Source organism: Streptomyces sp. NPDC001514 (assembly GCF_053597075.1).
Genome location: NZ_JBSFHO010000009.1, coordinates 35,100 through 52,806, shown reverse-complemented (window position 1 = coordinate 52,806; position 17,707 = coordinate 35,100). Strand labels below are relative to the sequence as shown.

The 17,707-nt window shown below is 69.7% G+C and carries 20 protein-coding genes and 5 tRNA genes; 6 read left to right on the top strand and 19 right to left on the bottom strand.

Annotation, left to right across the window (positions count from 1 at the left end; translation table 11 throughout):
• Positions 1–104 precede the first annotated feature (104 nt).
• On the bottom strand, positions 105–911 hold the full coding sequence (thiD, locus tag ACWCXB_RS12385; RefSeq protein ID WP_450721837.1) for a bifunctional hydroxymethylpyrimidine kinase/phosphomethylpyrimidine kinase: 807 nt from the start codon (positions 909–911) through the stop codon (positions 105–107).
• A complete protein-coding gene (locus ACWCXB_RS12380; protein ID WP_450721835.1) occupies positions 908–1,870 on the bottom strand; it encodes a thiamine-phosphate kinase in 963 nt (320 codons plus the stop codon). Before ACWCXB_RS12380 ends, thiD begins: the two co-directional genes overlap by 4 nt.
• A gap of 212 nt (positions 1,871–2,082) precedes the next feature.
• Here ACWCXB_RS12380 and ACWCXB_RS12375 point away from each other — a divergent pair, with 212 nt between their 5' ends.
• Both ACWCXB_RS12375 and ACWCXB_RS12370 read left to right on the top strand, forming a co-directional pair.
• The gene (locus ACWCXB_RS12375) at positions 2,083–2,316 is read left to right on the top strand and encodes an Lrp/AsnC family transcriptional regulator (RefSeq protein WP_019068732.1); all 234 of its coding nucleotides are present in this window, start codon (positions 2,083–2,085) and stop codon (positions 2,314–2,316) included.
• A 23-nt stretch (positions 2,317–2,339) separates the two neighbouring features.
• Complete coding sequence (locus ACWCXB_RS12370; protein ID WP_450722080.1) at positions 2,340–2,822, top strand: DUF3515 domain-containing protein; 483 nt, start codon at positions 2,340–2,342, stop codon at positions 2,820–2,822.
• A gap of 53 nt (positions 2,823–2,875) precedes the next feature.
• Here the strand turns inward: ACWCXB_RS12370 and ACWCXB_RS12365 are convergent, their stop codons facing one another.
• From ACWCXB_RS12365 to ACWCXB_RS12355, 3 genes are all read right to left on the bottom strand, one after another.
• Entirely contained in the window at positions 2,876–4,048 is a 1,173-nt protein-coding gene (locus ACWCXB_RS12365; RefSeq protein ID WP_450721833.1) for a D-alanine--D-alanine ligase family protein, read from the bottom strand.
• Between the two features lie 293 nt (positions 4,049–4,341).
• Positions 4,342–5,352, bottom strand: a complete 1,011-nt coding sequence (locus ACWCXB_RS12360; RefSeq protein ID WP_450721831.1) for an NAD(P)H-dependent glycerol-3-phosphate dehydrogenase — start codon at positions 5,350–5,352, stop codon at positions 4,342–4,344.
• Entirely contained in the window at positions 5,349–6,101 is a 753-nt protein-coding gene (locus ACWCXB_RS12355) for a lysophospholipid acyltransferase family protein (protein ID WP_450721829.1), read from the bottom strand. The genes ACWCXB_RS12360 and ACWCXB_RS12355 overlap by 4 nt, the downstream gene beginning before the upstream one ends.
• Positions 6,102–6,259: 158 nt before the next feature.
• On the opposite strand from ACWCXB_RS12355, the gene cofC reads away from it, so the two are divergent.
• Positions 6,260–6,922 carry a 2-phospho-L-lactate guanylyltransferase gene (gene cofC / locus ACWCXB_RS12350; RefSeq protein ID WP_450721827.1) on the top strand — a complete coding sequence of 221 codons (663 nt, stop codon included), beginning with the start codon at positions 6,260–6,262 and terminating at the stop codon, positions 6,920–6,922.
• 481 nt (positions 6,923–7,403) lie between these two features.
• Positions 7,404–7,607 (top strand): hypothetical protein, encoded by a 204-nt coding sequence (locus ACWCXB_RS12345; RefSeq protein WP_450721825.1) that lies wholly within the window; start codon positions 7,404–7,406, stop codon positions 7,605–7,607.
• 88 nt (positions 7,608–7,695) lie between these two features.
• Here ACWCXB_RS12345 and ACWCXB_RS12340 read toward each other — a convergent pair whose 3' ends face one another.
• From ACWCXB_RS12340 to leuC, 4 genes are all read right to left on the bottom strand, one after another.
• Positions 7,696–8,313, bottom strand: coding sequence for an HU family DNA-binding protein (locus tag ACWCXB_RS12340; RefSeq protein ID WP_450721823.1), 618 nt, complete (start codon positions 8,311–8,313; stop codon positions 7,696–7,698).
• A 171-nt stretch (positions 8,314–8,484) separates the two neighbouring features.
• The gene (locus tag ACWCXB_RS12335; RefSeq protein ID WP_385412162.1) at positions 8,485–8,712 is read right to left on the bottom strand and encodes an SCO5555 family protein; all 228 of its coding nucleotides are present in this window, start codon (positions 8,710–8,712) and stop codon (positions 8,485–8,487) included.
• A 104-nt stretch (positions 8,713–8,816) separates the two neighbouring features.
• Positions 8,817–9,410, bottom strand: coding sequence for a 3-isopropylmalate dehydratase small subunit (gene leuD / locus ACWCXB_RS12330; protein ID WP_450721821.1), 594 nt, complete (start codon positions 9,408–9,410; stop codon positions 8,817–8,819).
• Between the two features lie 136 nt (positions 9,411–9,546).
• Positions 9,547–10,971 carry a 3-isopropylmalate dehydratase large subunit gene (leuC, locus tag ACWCXB_RS12325; protein ID WP_450721819.1) on the bottom strand — a complete coding sequence of 475 codons (1,425 nt, stop codon included), beginning with the start codon at positions 10,969–10,971 and terminating at the stop codon, positions 9,547–9,549.
• A 176-nt stretch (positions 10,972–11,147) separates the two neighbouring features.
• Here leuC and ndgR point away from each other — a divergent pair, with 176 nt between their 5' ends.
• Complete coding sequence (ndgR, locus tag ACWCXB_RS12320) at positions 11,148–11,864, top strand: IclR family transcriptional regulator NdgR (protein ID WP_338673149.1); 717 nt, start codon at positions 11,148–11,150, stop codon at positions 11,862–11,864.
• Between the two features lie 220 nt (positions 11,865–12,084).
• Here the strand turns inward: ndgR and ACWCXB_RS12315 are convergent, their stop codons facing one another.
• Positions 12,085–12,573, bottom strand: a complete 489-nt coding sequence (locus ACWCXB_RS12315) for a DUF4188 domain-containing protein (protein ID WP_450721817.1) — start codon at positions 12,571–12,573, stop codon at positions 12,085–12,087.
• An 86-nt stretch (positions 12,574–12,659) separates the two neighbouring features.
• Between ACWCXB_RS12315 and ACWCXB_RS12310 the strand changes: the two genes are divergently transcribed.
• The gene (locus ACWCXB_RS12310) at positions 12,660–13,298 is read left to right on the top strand and encodes a MerR family transcriptional regulator (RefSeq protein WP_450721815.1); all 639 of its coding nucleotides are present in this window, start codon (positions 12,660–12,662) and stop codon (positions 13,296–13,298) included.
• Positions 13,299–13,347: 49 nt separating this feature from the next.
• Here ACWCXB_RS12310 and ACWCXB_RS12305 read toward each other — a convergent pair.
• The 9 genes from ACWCXB_RS12305 to ACWCXB_RS12265 form a co-directional block, all read right to left on the bottom strand.
• Positions 13,348–13,420, bottom strand: a tRNA-Glu gene (locus ACWCXB_RS12305).
• 27 nt (positions 13,421–13,447) lie between these two features.
• Positions 13,448–13,519 (bottom strand) — tRNA-Gln (locus tag ACWCXB_RS12300).
• A gap of 16 nt (positions 13,520–13,535) precedes the next feature.
• A tRNA-Glu gene (locus tag ACWCXB_RS12295) sits at positions 13,536–13,608 on the bottom strand.
• A 61-nt stretch (positions 13,609–13,669) separates the two neighbouring features.
• Positions 13,670–13,742 (bottom strand) — tRNA-Glu (locus ACWCXB_RS12290).
• 21 nt (positions 13,743–13,763) lie between these two features.
• Positions 13,764–13,835, bottom strand: a tRNA-Gln gene (locus tag ACWCXB_RS12285).
• Between the two features lie 92 nt (positions 13,836–13,927).
• Positions 13,928–14,647 carry an HAD family hydrolase gene (locus ACWCXB_RS12280; protein ID WP_450721813.1) on the bottom strand — a complete coding sequence of 240 codons (720 nt, stop codon included), beginning with the start codon at positions 14,645–14,647 and terminating at the stop codon, positions 13,928–13,930.
• A gap of 151 nt (positions 14,648–14,798) precedes the next feature.
• Positions 14,799–16,277 (bottom strand): glutamate--tRNA ligase, encoded by a 1,479-nt coding sequence (gltX, locus tag ACWCXB_RS12275; RefSeq protein WP_450721811.1) that lies wholly within the window; start codon positions 16,275–16,277, stop codon positions 14,799–14,801.
• On the bottom strand, positions 16,270–17,064 hold the full coding sequence (locus ACWCXB_RS12270; RefSeq protein WP_450721809.1) for a fumarylacetoacetate hydrolase family protein: 795 nt from the start codon (positions 17,062–17,064) through the stop codon (positions 16,270–16,272). The genes gltX and ACWCXB_RS12270 overlap by 8 nt, the downstream gene beginning before the upstream one ends.
• Before the next feature lie 111 nt (positions 17,065–17,175).
• Positions 17,176–17,349, bottom strand: coding sequence for a hypothetical protein (locus ACWCXB_RS12265; protein ID WP_450722094.1), 174 nt, complete (start codon positions 17,347–17,349; stop codon positions 17,176–17,178).
• Between the last annotated feature and the right edge of the window lie 358 nt (positions 17,350–17,707).

The following is a 17,707-nucleotide window of genomic DNA, read 5'->3' as shown; positions in this document are numbered from 1 at the left end:
CCTGCGGTTGCCTTGAAAAGCCGGTCCACCTCGGTGGACCGGCTTTTTGCCGTGCTGTTCCCGTGGCACGGCACAGCCCGGCAAGATCCGAAGACGGACAGGCCCTATTCGGGCCCGCCCTGGCGCAGCTGCCACGCGTGATCGACCGGGCCGATCCCACCGCCCAGCGGGAAGCCCGCGGCGATGGCCCCCGTCACGTACTCCTTCGCGGCCCGGACCGCCTCGGGGACGGACAGCCCCCTTGCCAGACCGGCCGCGACCGCGGAGGCGAGTGTGCAGCCCGTGCCGTGCGTGTGGCGGTTGTCGTGGCGGGGCGCGCGCAGCCAGTGCTCCTCGGTGCCGTCCGTGAGCAGGTCCACGGCATCCCCCTCGAGATGCCCGCCCTTGATCAGCGCCCAGCGCGGCCCGTAGGCGAGCACTGCTTCGGCCGCGCGCCGCAGATCGGTCTCGGTCTCCACCTGTACGCCGGTGAGCTGGGCGACCTCGTCCAGGTTCGGGGTCGCCACGGTCGCGGCCGGCAGCAGTTTCGTCCGTACCGAGTCCAGCGCGGACACGGCCAGCAGCGCGTCCCCGTGCTTGGAGACACCGACCGGGTCGACGACGACGGGCGCATCGGTCCCGGCCAGCAGCTCCGCGACCGTGTCGACGAGCTCGGCCGACGCCAGCATGCCGGTCTTCACGGCCTGTACGCCGATGTCGTCGACGACGCTCCTGAACTGCGCCCGCACGGCCTCGACCGGCAGCTCCCAGGCACCCTGCACGCCCAGGGAGTTCTGCGCGGTGACGGCCGTGATGACGCTCATGCCGTGGACACCCAGCGCCAGCATGGTCTTGAGGTCGGCCTGGATGCCGGCGCCGCCGCCGGAGTCGGACCCGGCGACGGTCAGCACCCTGGGCGGGGCGGTGGTCACGATCCCGGCCCGAAGTGGTCCCAGCCGCCCTTGTTCGTCCACGGCGCCCCGTCCACCGTCACCTGCGGCAGGGCCGACGGGTTGAGCACCTCGCCGATCACCTTCCAGCGGGCGGGCAGCTTCACGTCCGCGGGGAAGGTCGCCACGATCGCGTGGTCCTCGCCGCCGCTGAGCACCCACTGCAGCGGGTCGACGCCGACGGCCTGGCCGATGTCGTTCATCTGCGAGGGGATGTCGAGGAGTCCGGAGCGCAGATCTATGCGGACCTTGCTGGCCTCGGCGATGTGCCCGAGGTCGGCGACGAGTCCGTCGCTGACGTCGGTCATCGCGGTCGCACCGAGCCCGGCCGCGGCCGGCCCCGCGTGGTAAGGCGGTTCGGGCCGGCGGTGGGCCTCGACGAAGGCGCGGGGCGAGCGGAAGCCGCGCGAGAGGACCGCGTGCCCGGCGGCGGACCAGCCCAACCAGCCGGTGTAGGCGACGACATCGCCGGGCTGGGCGCCGGCGCGGGTCACCGGGTCGTGGTTGCGCAGATCGCCGAGTGCCGTGATCGCGACGGTGATGGTGTCGCCTCGTACGACATCGCCGCCGACCACCGCCGCGCCGGCGACCTGGCATTCGTCGCGGATGCCGTCCATCAGCTCGGTGGCCCAGGTGACGGGCAGATCGGCCGGGACGACGAGGCCGAGCAGCAGTGCGGTCGGCACGGCGCCCATGGCGGCGATGTCGGCGAGGTTCTGCGCGGCCGCCTTGCGGCCCACGTCGTACGCGGTCGACCAGTCGCGCCGGAAGTGCCGTCCCTCCAGCAGCAGGTCGGTGCTGGCCACGACCCTGCGGTCGGGCGCGGCCACGACCGCGGCGTCGTCGCCGGGTCCGAGCCGTACGGCGGGGGTGGAGGTGAGCCGGGAGGTGAGCTCCCTGATGAGCCCGAACTCCCCCAGTTCGCCCACGGTGCCCTTCATTCCTGTGCTCCTTCTGCCCCAGTGCGCTTGCGGTCGCGAGCGGTCACTGCTGTCGGTACCGTCGAGTACGCCGAGCAGGCCGTCAACTTCTGTGCTTCGTGCGCCACGCTGCGCGCCCCTCGGGGCGCGCAGGTCTCCCCGCGGCCCGCGGCGACGCGATACCGTGGCGTCCCTTCTCCCCACATGATCCTCGTGGCCGCCCTGGAGGTTCCGTGGTACAGGCGTACATCCTTATTCAGACCGAGGTGGGCAAGGCGTCGACCGTCGCCGACACCATCTCCAAGATCCCGGGGGTGATCCAGGCCGAGGACGTGACAGGCCCTTACGACGTGATCGTGCGCGCTCAAGCCGATACGGTCGATGACCTGGGCCGCATGGTGGTCGCCAAGGTCCAGCAAGTGGACGGCATCACGCGGACGCTGACCTGCCCGGTCGTGCACCTGTAGCCCCCGTCTACGCTTGGCCGGTGATGTCCCCTCGCCGGCTTCTGTCTCTGCCCGCCACAGCCGCTGTGCTGCTGGCCGCCGCGGGCTGCTCCGCCACGGACGCCCCGCCGTCGGTCACGGTTCCCACTCCCCCTCCCGAGGAGAAGGCGCTGTGCCGTGCCCTGCACGAGGCGCTGCCCGGGTCGGTGGCCGGTCAGGACCGCCGGGACCCCGAGCCGCGTTCCGAGCTGACCGCCGGGTGGGGGGACGCCGCGATCGTACTGCGCTGCGGTGTCCCCCGGCCCGCGGGGATGAGTGATCCGCAGGCGCAGGGGGTCGACGTGAACGGCGTCAACTGGCTGGTGGAGCAGCGCGACGACGACGGCCCGCGGCTCACCACGACGTACCGCAGGACGTATGTCGAGGTCACGCTGTCGAAGCAGTACATGCATGACCTCGGCCCGCTGACGGACCTGGCGGGACCGGTCGCGAAGACGGTCCCGCCGGTGTTCACCGACAACCCCTGAGGGCTGTTCGCCGACACGCCCTGAGCCGAAGCGGTCGCCCATGGGGCAGTGGTTCAGCGCAGTCCGGTGGAGCGCCGGAGCGCCGCCTGGATGAGCCGGTCGACGAGCTCCGGGTAGCTGACCCCGGTCTCCTGCCACATCCGCGGATACATCGAGATCGGCGTGAAGCCCGGCATCGTGTTGATCTCGTTGATCACGAACTCGCCGTCCTCGGTGAGGAAGAAGTCCGCGCGGACGAGCCCTTCGCACGACGCGGCCTCGAACGCCTCGACCGCGAGCCGCCGCACCTCGGCGGTCTGCTCCTCGGTGAGCGGCGCGGGCACCAGACCGGTGGCCGAGTCGATGTACTTGGCCTCGAAGTCGTAGAAGTCGTGCGACGTGACGGGCGGGATCTCGGCGGGCACGCTGGCGCGCGGGCCGTCCTCGAACTCCAGCACTCCGCATTCGATCTCGCGGCCGCGCAGCAGCGACTCCACCAGGATCTTGGGGTCGTGGCGCTGTGCCTCGGCGATGGCCTCGTCGAGACCGGAGAGATCGTCGACCTTGGTGATGCCGATCGAGGAGCCGGCGCGGGCGGGCTTCACGAAGAGCGGCCAGCCGTGCTCACCGGCGAAGTCGATGATCTTCTTGCGGGCGGCGGAAGGATCCTGCACCCACTCGCGGGGCCGGATCACCATGTACGGGCCGACCGGCAGCCCGAAGGAGGTGAAGACCCGCTTCATGTACTCCTTGTCCTGGCCGACGGCCGAGGCGAGGACGCCCGAGCCGACGTACGGGACGCCGGAGAGCTCCAGCAGGCCCTGCAGGGTGCCGTCCTCGCCGTACGGGCCGTGCAGCATCGGGAAGACGACGTCGACCTCGCCGAGCGCCTTGGGCACGGAGCCCGGCTCGCTGTAGACCACCTCGCGGTTGGCCGGGTCGACGGAGAGGACGACGCCGCCGTCGCCGGACTCGGCGAGGCCGTCGACGTACGGCAGTTTGCGGTCGGCGATGGCCATGCGCTCCGGCTCGTCGGCGGTCAGCGCCCAGCGGCCGTCCGTCGTGATGCCGATGGGCAGCACGTCGTACTTGGTGCGGTCGATGGAGCGCAGCACGGCACCGGCCGTCACGACGGAGATCGCGTGCTCGGAGCTGCGGCCGCCGAAGACGATCGCGACGCGCGGCTTGCGGCGCGCCTCGCCTCCGGCGGAGGCGGGGGCGGGGCTGTGGGAGGGGTTCTCGCTCATATCGCGACGAGACTACCCTGCGCGTTCCGCCTGCCGAAGGGGCGCGCCCCGCCCCTTCTCGAACCCGGCGCGCCGCCCCGGGCCCCCGGTACGCCCTTCGCGCGGGCTCGAATACGGACCGGTACTCTCCGGTCGCCCCGGGTGTCCGTCCTCGACCGACGGGCGAGCTCAAAATCCCCCCCGGGCAGGATCCAGGGGGTGTCCGGTGGATCAGGCTGGATCAGCGAGCGCCCGCCGCGTCGCGGCTGACGTCACTGATGCGGCTTCGGATCCAGGCGGACGCCGGACACCCGCTAGTGACGCTCGGGCTTCGCGCTGCGCGACATCAGCTCCTTGAGCGCGACAACCGGCGGCTTGCCCTCGTGGACGATGGACACGACGGTCTCGGTGATCGGCATGTCGACGCCGTGCCGCCTGGCCAGATCCAGCACGGACTCACAGGACTTGACGCCCTCGGCGGTCTGCTTGGTGGCGGCGATGGTCTCCTCGAGGGTCATGCCGCGGCCGAGGTTGATGCCGAAGGTGTGGTTGCGCGAGAGCGGTGACGAGGCGGTCGCCACCAGGTCGCCGAGGCCCGCAAGCCCCGAGAACGTCATCGGGTCTGCGCCCATGACGAGGCCGAGCCGGGTCGTCTCGGCAAGTCCGCGGGTGATCAGCGAGCCCTTGGCGTTGTCGCCGAGGCCCATGCCGTCCGCGATGCCGACAGCGAGGCCGATGACGTTCTTGACCGCACCGCCGAGCTCACAGCCGACGACGTCGGTGTTCGTGTACGGACGGAAGTACGGGGTCATACAGGCGGTCTGGAGGCGTTGCGCCACCAACTCGTCCCGTGAGGCGACCACGGCGGCCGCGGGCAGCCTGCGGGCGATCTCCTTGGCGAGGTTGGGCCCGGTGACAACCGCGACGCGCTCGGCCGGTACCTTCGCGACCTCCTCGATGACCTCGCTCATCCGCTTCGCGGTGCCGAGTTCGACGCCCTTCATCAGCGAGACGAGGACGGTGTCGGGAGAGAGCTTGGGCGCCCATTCCGTGAGGTTGGCGCGGAGGGTCTGGGAGGGCACGGCGAGCACGGTGAAGTCCGCGTCGCGGGCGGCCTCGGCAGGGTCGGTGGTGGCACGGACCCTCTCGGGGAGCTGGATGCCCGGAAGGTAGTCCGGGTTGGTGCGGGTGGTGTTGACGGCGTCGACGAGCTCGGCGCGGCGGCCCCAGAGGGTCACGTCGCAGCCCGCGTCCGCGAGCACCATCGAGAAGGCCGTGCCCCAGGATCCGGTGCCGAACACGGCGGCCTTGACGGGACGAGTCACTTGGTGCCCTCCTCCGCGGCCTTGCGCCGCTGTTCCGCCCGCGCCCTGCGGTGGTCGTACTGCGCGGCGGGCGCCTTCTCGCCGCGTACGTCCTCCAGCAGCGCGGTGATCGCGGCCATGATGACCTCGGTGGCCTCGCGCAGCACGTCGGGGGTGGGCTCCAGACCGTAGAACCGGGAGAGGTCGACGGGCGGTCCGGCCTGCACGATCAGGGTCTTGCGCGGGAACAGCCGGAGCTTGTCCTCCTTGGCGTACGGCGGCATCGCCAGGTTGGCGCCCCACTGGGCGACCGGGACGACCGGGGCCTTGGTGAGCAGCGCGACGCGGGCGGCGCCGGTCTTGCCTGCCATGGGCCACATCTCGGGGTCGCGGGTCAGCGTGCCCTCCGGGTAGAACGCGACGCACTCGCCGCGCTCGATGGCGTCGACGGCGGCGCGGAAGGCGTCGAGCGCGTTGGTGGTCTCGCGGTAGACCGGGATCTGGCCGGTTCCGCGGAGCATTGTGCCGACGAAAGACCCCTTGAAGAGGGCGGCCTTCGCAAGGAACCGGGGGACACGTCCGGTGTTGTACTGGAAGTGCGCGTAGGACAGCGGGTCCAGATAGGAGTTGTGATTCACCGCCGTGATGAATCCGCCCTCGGCCGGAATGTGCTCCATTCCTCGCCAGTCCCGCTTGAACAGAACCACCAACGGCGGTTTCGCGATGACCGCTGCCAGGCGGTACCAGAAGCCGATTCTGCGGCGGGACACTCGGACACCTTCCTCTAGGACCTGGCTGCTGCTGGATGCTGCCTGGATGCTGGGGGTCAAGTGTCGCCCCAGGCCCTTGGTCTGTCGAGGACACGGTACGCCCCGCCCTGGAGCGCGTCCCTCCTGGCCGCCGCGCCGGTGCGGGTGACAATGTTGCGATGCACTGGTCACTGGTCGTCCCGCTGAAGCCCCTCGCGCTGGCCAAGAGCAGACTGGCAGCGGCCGCGGGCGGGGCGTTGCGCCCGCATTTCGCGCTGGCCTTCGCCCAGGACACGGTGGCGGCGGCTCTGTCGTGTCCCGCGGTGCGGGATGTGGCGGTCGTCACGGACGATCCGCTGGCGGCGGCGGAGCTGGCGGCGCTCGGTGCGCGGATCGTGCCGGACAAGCCGGCCGCGGGACTCAACGCGGCGCTGGTTCACGGTGCGGACGCGGTGCGCGCGGAGCGCCCGGGTGCGGCGGTGGCGGCGCTCAACGCGGATCTGCCGGCGCTACGGGCCGAGGAATTGGCGCGGGTCCTCGCCCTGGCCACGCAATTTCCGCGGGCTTTCCTCGCGGACTCCGCGGGAATTGGGACGACATTTCTGTCGGCCGCTCCGGGCGTGAAATTGAGTCCGGCATTCGGCGGGCGTTCCCGAAACCGGCATTTGCGCTCCGGCGCGACGGAAATTGCCGTGGACGGCGTCGACTCGGTCCGGCGCGACGTCGACACCGCCGACGATCTGCGGGCCGCGCTGGCGCTGGGCGTGGGCCCGCGCACGGCGGCGCGGTGTGCGGCGCTTCCCCTGCCCCTGCCGGGCGGGGCCCTTGGCGAGGGGTCCTAGGTCCTGTCCGGCCGATCTTGCCGGGCTCGCGTGCCCTGGCACCGCACCTCGCTGCGTTGTCGTCGGTCACCGACTCCCCCGTAGCCCTTCGGGCACGGGAGGTGCCCCCACCGCGTCGATTTCTCCCCCTGCCTTCGGCGGGGGGACCCCCACCTCCGCCTTGCGATGCACGGCACCAGACCCCGCTCACTGATCCGGCCTGATCGACCGGACAGGACCTAGCTCGCGGAACCGTCTTCGGCGAGCCTGCGGCGTACCGGTACCTGCCGGTGGGCTCACGTGTCCACTATCGATCGCCGGGCGGGCTCGGATCGAGGCGCCCGCGATCGAGGCGCGGGGATTCGGGGGCAGAGCCCCTGGCGGAGCTCCCACGCGGCGGAGCCGTAGATCGACACAGCCGGGAAGGGGCGGAGTGGGGCATTGGCCCCGCCGCAGGCAGGCGACCGGCGGGCCACGCGGGCGCGCCCGTTAGGCTCGGACCATGCAGGCGACCGCGTACACGTACAACTCAGAGACCCGCAGCGGAAGTGTGCTGCTCGACGACGGCACACCGGTGGACTTCGACGCCGCCGCCTTCGACGCCGGCGGTCTGCGCCTGTTGCGGCCGGGACAGCGGGTCCGTATCGAGACCGAGGGCAAGGGCGACGCCCTCCGGATCACCCTGGTGACACTGCAGACGCTCTAGGGCCGCACACACACGCAGCAACGCCGCGGGCCGGGCTCCACAGCGGAGTCCGGCCCGTCGCATGAGTGGCCTTGTGTTGTTGCGCCGCTTACTTCTTGCGGGCGGTGGCCTTCTTGGCGGTGGTCTTGCGCGCCGTGGCCTTCTTGGCGGGCGCCTTCTTGGCGACCGCCTTCTTCGCGGGGGCGGTCTTCTTGGCCGCGGCCTTCTTCGCCGTCGCCGCCGCCGTCGTCTTCGCCGCGGTGACCTTCTTCGCGGGCGCCTTCTTCGCTGCGACCTTCTTCGCCGCGGTGACCTTCTTCGCGGGCGCCTTCTTCGCCGCCGCCTTCTTGGCGACCGCCTTCTTCGCCGCCGCCTTCTTCGCCGCGGCGCCGACCTGGAGGCTGCCCTTCGGTGCCTTCTTGACGGCGACTTCGCCGCCCTTGGGGAGCTTCTTCGAGCCGCTGACCAGGTCCTTGAAGCCCTGGCCCGCGCGGAACCGCGGCACCGAGGTCTTCTTGACCCGCACGCGCTCACCCGTCTGCGGGTTCCGGGCGTAACGGGCCGGGCGGTCGACCTTCTCGAACGAGCCGAAGCCGGTGACCGAAACCCGGTCGCCGCCGACAACCGCGCGGACGATCGCGTCGAGTACCGCGTCGACAGCATCGGCGGCCTGCTGCCGGCCGCCCATCTTGTCGGCAATCGCTTCTACGAGCTGCGCCTTGTTCACGTCTTCCCCTTCGGAGACATTGCCGGAACGAAACTGTTCAAGCGTTTTCGCACGTTAGGCAGATATATACCGCAAATCAAACACGAAACGGGCTAATCACCCTAGTGCCGCAACGAAGTCGACCGTCACGGCCACGCGACGGAGCCGCATATCGGCCCAGCCACGGGGTGGTCAGTCACCTTGGGGGAAACGACCTTCATCGAGGTCCTTCATCAACCGGTCCAGGCGCCTTGCGGCGTCTGCGAGATCGTGCTTCGCCGCGGCCGTCACTGCCAGCAGCTTCCGGGACAGCGCCATCCTTACGCCCTCCGGGACTTGCAGTTCGCGCACCCTTGCGTGCGCTTCCTTCAATCGGGCCGCAACCGCCTCGTAGAGCTCGAGTTGGCTGTCGCGTTCCATGCACCGATTGTGCCATCTGGGGCGAGTTGTCGCCCCACAGGGTCTCAACAAACGCCTGCGCCCTCCACCGGACGGTGGAGGGCGCAGGACGGGAAAAGCGCTGCTCAGACCTCAATTGTGCGGGGCTTGAAGGCCGGCCTGGAGGCCTCGTAGGCCGCGATGTCCGCTTCGTTCTGAAGGGTGAGGCTGATGTCGTCGAGTCCGTTCAACAGCCTCCATCGGGCGTTCTCGTCCAGCTCGAAATCGGCAGTGATGCCTGCCGCGCGGACCTGGCGCTGCTCCAAGTCCACGGTGATTTCGGCCTTCGGGTCGGACTCGGTCAGCTCCCACAGCCGGTCCACCGTCTCCTGCGGCAGGACCACGGTCAGCAGGCCGTTCTTGAGCGAGTTGCCGCGGAAGATGTCGGCGAAGCGGGAGGAGATGACGGCCTTGAAGCCGTAGTTCTGGAGCGCCCAGACGGCGTGCTCACGGGAGGAGCCGGTGCCGAAGTCGGGGCCCGCGACCAGGACCGTGGCACCCTGCCGCTCCGGCTGGTTGAGGACGAAGTCGTCGTTCTTGCGCCAGGCCTCGAAGAGCCCGTCCTCGAAGCCGTCGCGGGTGACCTTCTTCAGCCAGTGGGCCGGGATGATCTGGTCGGTGTCGACGTTGCTGCGGCGCAGGGGAACGGCCCGGCCGGTGTGCGTGGTGAAGGCTTCCATTGTTCATCCTTCGTTGCCTGTGGAGTAGTACGGTGTTGCCCTGCCTTCGGGCAGCGGTCAGGGCTTGGCCGTCATGAGGCCCTCCGGGCCGAGTGAGAAGCCACGCCGTTCTTACGGGGTGGAGGAGTCACGGTTTTCAGACTCCGGCTGAGGCCGGGATGTCGGACAAATCAGCGGGCGAGGCCAAGTGCCCGCGCACCGCAGTGGCGGCCGCGACCTGCGGCGAGACCAGATGGGTCCGGCCGCCCTTGCCCTGCCGGCCCTCGAAGTTGCGGTTGGAGGTGGAGGCGGAGCGCTCACCGGGGGCCAGCTGGTCGGGGTTCATGCCCAGACACATCGAGCAGCCCGCGTGCCGCCATTCGGCGCCGGCCTCCTTGAAGACCTTGTCCAGGCCCTCCTCGACGGCCTGCAGCGCGACCCGCACCGAGCCGGGGACGACCAGCATCCGTACGCCGTCGGCGACTTTGCGGCCTTCCAGGATCGAGGCCGCGGAGCGCAGGTCCTCGATACGGCCGTTGGTGCAGGAGCCTACGAAGACGGTGTCGACCTTGATGTCGCGCAGCGCCTGTCCTGCGGTCAACCCCATGTACTCCAGGGCCTTTTCGGCCGCCAGGCGCTCCGAAGCGTCCTCGTACGAAGCCGGGTCGGGGACGTTCGCGGACAGCGGGGCCCCCTGGCCGGGGTTGGTGCCCCAGGTGACGAACGGGGAGAGTTCGGCGGCGTCGATGAACACCTCGGCGTCGAAGACGGCGTCGTCGTCGGTGCGCAGCGTCTTCCAGTACGCGACCGCCGCGTCCCAGTCCTCGCCCGTGGGGGCGTGGTCGCGGCCCTGCAGATAGTCGAACGTGGTCCGGTCGGGGGCGATCATGCCCGCGCGGGCGCCGGCCTCGATCGACATGTTGCAGATGGTCATGCGGGCCTCCATCGAGAGCTTCTCGATGGCGGAGCCGCGGTACTCCAGGATGTAGCCCTGACCGCCGCCCGTACCGATCTTGGCGATGATCGCCAGGATCAGGTCCTTGGCGGTGACGCCGTCGGGCAGCTCGCCCTCGACGGTGATCGCCATGGTCTTGGGGCGGGCCAGCGGCAGCGTCTGGGTGGCCAGCACGTGCTCGACCTGCGAGGTGCCGATACCGAAAGCCAGCGCGCCGAAAGCGCCGTGGGTGGAGGTGTGGGAGTCACCGCAGACCACGGTGGTGCCGGGCTGGGTCAGGCCCAGCTGCGGACCGACCACGTGGACGACGCCCTGCTCGACGTCGCCCAGCGGGTGCAGCCGGACGCCGAACTCCGCGCAGTTCTTGCGCAGGGTCTCCAACTGTGCGCGGGAGACCGGGTCGGCGATGGGCTTGTCGATGTCGAGGGTCGGGGTGTTGTGGTCCTCGGTCGCGATGGTGAGGTCCAGCCGCCGCACCCGGCGTCCGTTCTGACGGAGACCGTCGAACGCCTGCGGGCTGGTCACCTCGTGCAGGAGGTGGAGATCGATGAAGAGGAGGTCGGGCTCGCCCTCGGCGCGCCGGACGACATGATCGTCCCAGACCTTCTCCGCGAGTGTCCTACCCATCGCTTTCCCTCCGGCCCGGCAGCGTCGCCCGGGCCCAACTAGAGATCAATTGCGCCGCCGTCCACGGTCGGACCAAGGCGGGGTACGCAGGCCCTTGTGCGGCCGTACATCCAGGTTCGCAACTTCTCGGAGAAATTGAACTTGCGTTTCACAGAGTGAGACGCAAGTATCGTTGCATGGACAACTCTAGCGGCGTCGGCGTTCTCGACAAGGCAGCTCTGGTACTGAGCGCCCTGGAGTCCGGTCCGGCCACCCTCGCCGGGCTGGTCGCGGCGACAGGGCTTGCACGACCCACGGCTCATCGCCTGGCCGTGGCACTGGAACACCACCGGATGGTGGCGAGGGACATGCAGGGCCGGTTCATCCTGGGCCCGCGCCTGGCGGAGCTCGCCGCCGCGGCGGGCGAGGACCGGCTGCTGGCCACGGCGGGGCCGGTGCTGACCCATCTGCGCGATGTGACCGGCGAGAGCGCGCAGCTCTACCGCCGGCAGGGAGACATGCGCATCTGCGTGGCCGCCGCCGAGCGGCTGTCCGGACTGCGGGACACGGTGCCCGTGGGCTCGACGCTCACGATGAAGGCCGGATCGTCGGCCCAGATCCTGATGGCCTGGGAGGAGCCCGAGCGGCTGCACCGCGGTCTCCAGGGCGCCCGTTTCACGGCGACGGCCCTCTCGGGCGTACGGCGCCGGGGCTGGGCCCAGTCGATCGGCGAGCGCGAGCCGGGCGTCGCCTCGGTCTCGGCGCCCGTGCGGGGGCCGTCGAACCGGGTCGTGGCGGCGGTCTCGGTATCCGGACCGATCGAGCGCCTGACCCGGCACCCGGGCCGTATGCACGCCCAGGCGGTCATCGACGCGGCGGCCCGCCTCTCGGACGCGTTGCGCCGCGCGAGCTAGCGCCCGGACCCCCGCCTCGAACGCCGACGGGCTCCGACAGGAGCCCGTCCGGCGCTTTGAGGACGGACACACACCGCTCAACCGGTCGGTACCGGCCGCTCACCAGGGCCGTCCGGTGCTTGAGGACGGAAACCCGGGCCCACCGGGCGGTACCGACACGGTCCGCAGCCCGACCGCAGGGCACGGGGTCAGGCGGCCGAAGCCCCACCGGCGCCGTGGCTCAGGCCGCCTTCAGGCGGTCCGCCGCGCGGTCGCCTCGGCGGGCGACCGGGATGACGCCCGTCGCCGCGCCCAGCCCGAACGCCGGCATGTTCACGTAGACGTTCTCGTACGAGCCCGCCGGAACGATGTACGTCTCGTGCCAGAAGCCGACCTTGCCGTTGCCCTCGCGCATCCGCCGGTTGAAGGCCGCCCAGGCCGGTCGGTGCTCCTTGTCCTGCGCGGAGGCGTACGCGAAGAGCTTCTCCTTGGACTCCCAGTACTGAACGGTGTACACGAGCCGCGGCCCGCCCAGCAGCAGCTGATAGCCGCGAAGTCCGCTCTCCTTGTCCTTGGACAGCTCCTTGAGCATGCGCGGCATGGCCCTGAACACCGGCCACCAACTCCGCACCGCCCGGAAGCTGTTGATGCGCATGCCGATGGTGAAGACGACCACCTCCCCCTGCGACTCCGCCGTCATGCGCCCCTGCTGAATCGGCTGCTTGCTCATCGCGGTCCCCCTTGCGAGGATCATTGGATAGTGGAGCTATCTAGTGATTAGATAGTGCCACTCTCCAAGGAAGGGCGCAAGGAAGAATGAGACTGGCAGAGCTCAGCGAACGCAGCGGAGTCCCCACCGCCACGATCAAGTACTACCTGCGTGAGCGACTGCTGCCGCCCGGCCGGCGGATCAGCGCCACCCAGGCCGAGTACGACGAAGAGCATCTGCGGCGGCTCCGGCTGGTCCGCGCGCTGATCCAGGTCGGCGGCATACCGGTGGCCGCCGCCCGCGACGTCCTGGCGGCCGTCGCCGACGACACCCTCGACCACCACATGCGCCTGGGCGCCGCGGTGTGGGCCATCCCGCACGGTCCGGACCCGGACGAGGAGGACCCGGCCACCGAGACCGCCCGCCGCACCGCCGACGCGCTGCTGGAGCGGCTCGGCTGGGACTTCGGCCGCGAGGTGGGCGCAGAGTCGCCCGCGTACCGGATGCTGATCGCCGCGATCGCCACGATGGACCGGCTCGGCTACCCCTGCGATGTGGCGCACCTCTTCCCTTACGCCCGCAGCGCGGCCGAACTGGCCGTCACCGACCTGAACTTGGTGGAGAAGTACGAGCGGGAGGAGGAGCAGGTCGAGGCCGCGGTGGCGTTCACCGTGCTCTACGAACCGGTGCTGCTGAGCCTGCGCCGACTGGCCCAGGCCGAGGAGTCGCACCGCCGATTCGGCTGAGGCATACGCGAGAAGGCCCTCCCCTGTTGGGGAGGGCCTTCTCGTCACGTACCCCCGACCGGATTCGAACCGGCGCTACCGCCTTGAGAGGGCGGCGTGCTAGGCCGCTACACAACGGGGGCAAGAATTTGATCCACTGACTGGATCCGCTGGGCTACCAGGACTCGAACCTAGACTAAATGAACCAGAATCACTCGTGCTGCCAATTACACCATAGCCCATGGTGGTATAGACCAGTACCCCCGACCGGATTCGAACCGGCGCTACCGCCTTGAGAGGGCGGCGTGCTAGGCCGCTACACAACGGGGGCCCTAGCGATCCTGCGTCGAGAGCACCGGGAGCGACCCTGGTGATCTCGCGGGAAGGATCTGTACCCCCGACCGGATTCGAACCGGCGCTACTGCCTTGAGAGGGCAGCGTGCTAGGCCGCTACACAACGGGGGCTTTGCAGATGAGCTCTGCGAGCTGGCCTACCTGGACTCGAACCAAGACTAACTGAACCAGAATCAGTCGTGCTGCCAATTACACCATAGGCCACCAAAACTCAACCCCCCTGCGGGGGTTTCGTTCGGTTTGTACGCTTCCGGGTTTCGGGCTTTCGACCCGCTCCCCTCGGCGCAGGAAGAACATTACCTGAAGGTGGACGGCGCTCCAAAACGGGTATCCGCCTGCAGCAGGCCGGGGAGCTCCTCCAGCCCCGTGATCCGGATCAGCTCCGGCCTGCCGCCCTGCCCTCCGCGGTCCAGCCAGATGCCGGTCAGCCCCGCCGCGCCCGCACCGCTCGCGTCGATGTCCGGGTGGTCTCCGACGTACGCGACCTCGTGCGGCGGCAGCCCGAGCGTGTCGCACGCGGCGTGGAAGGCGGCCGCCTCGGGCTTGGAGACACCGAGCTCCACGGCGCACAGGACGGCCTCGAAGCGGTCCCGGACGCCGAGGATGCGCAGCTTGCGGTCCTGGTTGTGGATCGAGGAATTCGACAGGACGGCATGCCGGTACTCGCCTTCGAGCCGTTCGAGGACCGGCAGGAAGTCCGGAAACAGCGACCAGGCGGCCTCGTAGTGCGTGACATGCCGGCCGAACCATTCGTCCGCCTCGGCGTCGCTCAGCGTCCGGGCGAGGAAACTGCGGACCCGGTCGCGCCGCTGCCCCTGGAAGTCCGTGTCCCCGGCGGCGAAGCGCATCCAATGGTGTTCGGTGAGCTCCCGCCAGCGCCGGAGCGCCTCCTCCGGGGACGCGTACAGCTGCGGTAGCCCCTCGTCGGCGAGCATGTGCCGCAGGCCTTCGCGGTCGGCGCTGGTGTAGTCGAAGATCGTGTCGTCGATGTCCCAGAGGACCGCCCGGATCGCCATGATCCCAGGCTAGCGCCGGCTCCCCCCGTGTCCGGGGGTTACGCGGATCCCACCGGTGCCATCGCCTCCCAGGACGCGGCCAGGGTCTCCGGCAACGCCGGAGGGGCGGCAGCCGCACCGGCTGCCGCCCCTCCGGGCGTACGGGAACTGCTTACGCGGTGAGCTTCGCCAGCGCCGCGTCGATCCGCGCCAGGGTCTTCTCCCGGCCCAGGATCTCCAGCGACTCGAAGAGCGGCAGCCCCACCGTGCGGCCCGTGACCGCGACGCGGACCGGGGCCTGGGCCTTGCCGAGCTTGAGGCCGTGCTCCTCACCGGCGGCCAGGACCGCGTTCTTCAGCGACTCGGGGCTGGACCAGTCCGCGGCGTCGAGCTTCTCGCGGGCCGTGCGCAGCAGCGCGTCGGAGCCCTCCTTCATCGCCTTCTGCCAGGACGCCTCGTCCTCGACCGGCCGGGGCAGGAAGAGGAAGTCGATGTTGGCGGTGATGTCGGAGAGGACCGTGAGGCGCGTCTGGGCGTACGGGGCGATCGCCTCCCACGCGGCGCGGTCGAAGTCCTCGGGCGCCCAGGGGGCGTGCGGGGCCTGCAGCCAGGGCTCACAGGCCTCGGTGAAGGCCTTCACGTCCAGCCGGCGGATGTGGTCCGCGTTGATCGCCTCGGCCTTCTTCAGGTCGAAGCGCGCCGGGTTGGCGTTGACGTCCGCGACGTCGAACTTCTCGATCATCTCGGTGATCGAGAAGACGTCCTGGTCGGCCGAGAACGACCAGCCCAGCAGGGAGAGGTAGTTGAGCAGGCCCTCGGGCAGGAAGCCGCGCTCGCGGTAGAGGTTGAGCGAGGCCTGCGGGTCGCGCTTGGAGAGCTTCTTGTTGCCCTCGCCCATGACGTACGGGAGGTGGCCGAAGGCCGGGATCTGCTTGGCGACGCCGAGCTCGATCAGCGCCTTGTAGAGGGCGATCTGGCGCGGGGTCGAGGAGAGCAGGTCCTCGCCGCGCAGCACGTGCGTGATCTCCATCAGCGCGTCGTCGACGGGGTTGACGAGCGTGTAGAGCGGGGCGCCGCTGGCGCGGACGATGCCGTAGTCCGGGACGTTGTCCGGAGTGAAGGTCAGCTCGCCGCGGACGAGGTCGGTGAAGGTGATCGGCTCGTCGGGCATCCGGAAGCGGATGATGGCCTCGCGGCCCTCGCGCTCGTACGCGGCCTTCTGCTCGTCGGTCAGGTCGCGGCACTTGCCGTCGTACCCGGAGGGCCGGCCGGCGGCCCGGGCGGCCTCGCGGCGCTCGTCCAGCTCGGTGACGGTGCAGTAGCAGGGGTAGGCGTATCCGCCGGCGAGCAGCTTCTCCGCGACGTCCTTGTAGATGTCCATGCGCTGCGACTGGCGGTACGGCGCGTGCGGGCCACCGATCTCGGGGCCCTCGTCCCAGTCGAGGCCGAGCCAGCGCAGCGAGTCGAGGAGCTGCTCGTACGACTCCTCGGAGTCGCGGGCCGCGTCGGTGTCCTCGATGCGGAAGACCATGGTGCCCTGGTTGTGCCGGGCGAACGCCCAGTTGAAGAGGGCGGTGCGGACCAGGCCCACATGGGGGTTGCCGGTCGGCGAGGGACAGAAACGTACGCGGACGTTCGTCGCGTTAGCCACGCTTGATCACCTTGTTGGTGAGAGTGCCGATGCCTTCGATGGTGACGGCGACCTCGTCGCCGACGTTGAGGGGGCCGACCCCGGCGGGGGTGCCGGTGAGGATGACGTCTCCGGGGAGCAGTGTCATCGCCTCGGTGATGTGGACGACCAGGTCCTCGATGGAGCGGATCATGTCGCTCGTACGCCCCAGCTGGCGCTGTTCGCCGTTGACCGTGCACTGGATCGTGAGGTCGTGGGCGGCTGCCAGCTCGATGCCCGTCTCCACCCAGGGGCCGAGCGGGCACGAGGTGTCGAAGCCCTTGGCGCGGGCCCACTGCTTCTCGCGCTTCTGGGCGTCGCGCGCAGTGACGTCGTTGGCGCAGGTGTAGCCGAAGATGACGTCCTTGACGCGCTCGCGCGGGACCTCGCGGCACATGCGGCCGATGACGACGGCGAGCTCGGCCTCGTGGTGCAGCTCGTTCGAGAAGGACGGGTACTCGATGGCGTCTCCGGAGCCGATCACCGAGGTGGTGGGCTTGAAGAAGGCGACGGGTACGTCCGGGACCTCGTTGCCGAGCTCTGCCGCGTGCTCCGCGTAGTTGCGGCCGATGGCCACGACCTTGTTGGGGAGCACCGGCGGCAGCAGCCGGACCTTGCTCAGCGGGACCTTCGTACCGGAGAGCTCGAAGTCGGCGTAGGGAATGCCCTTGATGATGTCGAGGACGAGACCGCCGGGGTCACCGGTCCCGTCGTCCTCGACCGCGCCGAAGGCGACATTGCCGTCGATGGAGAATCTGGCGATGCGCACGGGTGCCTCGCGCCCCTCTGCTTCCGCTGGCTGGAGTCTGACGCTCCAGGCTAACGCGGCGCAGGCACCCGACCTGCCGTATTACTCCCCACCGGGGCTGCGCCTCGGGGGCTACTGGGCCACCGGGGCGTCCATGAGCGTGGTGCGGCGGGGGTTGGCCGTCTGGGTGGGGAGTTCGACCGCGTGCTCCGGCTGGGTCTCCGGCTGCAGTTCGTCGGCGTCCTGGAGGTGCGCCAGCGTGGTGCGCCGGGGGTTGGCTATGTTGCGGAACATCATGGTCTTCATCGGTTGATCGGGTCCTTGTCAGAGCAGCGGTCTGTGTAAAGCGAAAGGCTAGACACCTCATTCCCTGCGAAAGCACGGGCAAGGCAACGATCTCCATGTGAGTTTGCTCACGGCACGGCGGGCAATTCCGTCATTCTGGACAGTGAAATGCCCTTACAGAAACGGACATTGCATAGCTGAATCAGCCATTCCGCTCCTGATCATGTCGACTGGGACACCCCCCACCCGTAAGCGACTCGTTCGTAAAAGTCCCATTCTTCCCTGATCACTTTCTACGCTTCGTTACGCACCACTTACAAGGTGTCACTCTGGTCACAGCCCGGTACACGGCCCTTGTTGGAGATCCGGCACTGTGCTG